Raw genomic sequence first — 1,028 nt, forward strand, 5'->3', positions numbered from 1 at the left:
AGCAGGTTTAAGTTGACCATTTTTCATGTGATCATCTTTCATTCTCATAAATGTTGCATCATTATCAGTTTTTGAATGACTATTCCTATCACCATGCTTTTCAAATTCTTCTGCGTATTTTATTTTTTTCTCAATACAATTTCTTAGTGTTTTACTGTATTTATTGATTCTTGTTCTTTCAGAACGAATTATTTTACGTTCAGAACCTGATTCAGTATTCGAAATTTGCGTATTCAATTCCTCAATCTTTTTTTCGACCTCATTTTCCATATATTTTAAGTGTTCAAGTGTGATTTCATCTTCCTGTTCCTCCAAAATTTCAGGAATAATATTTTCAACAATAAGTTGATCATACATCTCCTTTGATTTAGCTATAATCTGGTTGTTATACCTTTCGGTATTCTTCTTCCACACAAAGCTATACTTATTTGCATTCGCCTCTATTTTAGTACCATCTATATAAAGTACATTCTCATCTATAAGTCCTTGGTCGATTAATTGGTATCTAAATTGAATGAATAATTCTTCTAAAATATTAGCCAATTTAGGATTAACTCTAAATCGGTTAATTGTTCTATATGATGGTTTTTGACCTTGAGACAACCACATAAGTCGGAGACTATCATGTAATGCAGAGGCAATTCTACGCCCTGAAAATATGGATTGAGTGTATGAAAATAATATTATTTTTAACATCATTTTTGGGTGATATGACGAGGCACCAAATTTTGAGTCGAAGTCATTAAAAGTATTATCGGGAATTGATTCCACGATTTCATTTACGAAAAAAACAATATCATTTTCTTCGAATAAGATATCTGTGAATAATGGTAAATTAAGCTGTTGCATGTTATAATTTTTATACATAATGGCACTCCTTTTATTATGTTGGTGTGGTTACTTACATTATAAAGTAGTGTCTTTTTTATTTGTATATAAAAAGAGAAATTCGAAAATAATTTTCGAACTTCTCTTTTTTTCATTTGGCTGGAATAAATCGAAGATTTATCTACTTATGTCCCAACCTC

The 1,028-nt window shown here is 29.8% G+C and carries 1 pseudogene; it reads right to left on the reverse strand.

Going from position 1 to position 1,028, the window contains the following annotated elements:
• Window positions 1-522: 522 nt before the first annotated feature.
• A pseudogene (locus tag OCL94_RS13335) lies at window positions 523-867 on the reverse strand (transposase); the annotation flags it as partial.
• Between the last annotated feature and the right edge of the window lie 161 nt (window positions 868-1,028).

The sequence above is a fragment of the Macrococcus capreoli genome, from assembly GCF_025628935.1.
Taxonomy (GTDB): domain Bacteria; phylum Bacillota; class Bacilli; order Staphylococcales; family Staphylococcaceae; genus Macrococcoides; species Macrococcoides capreoli.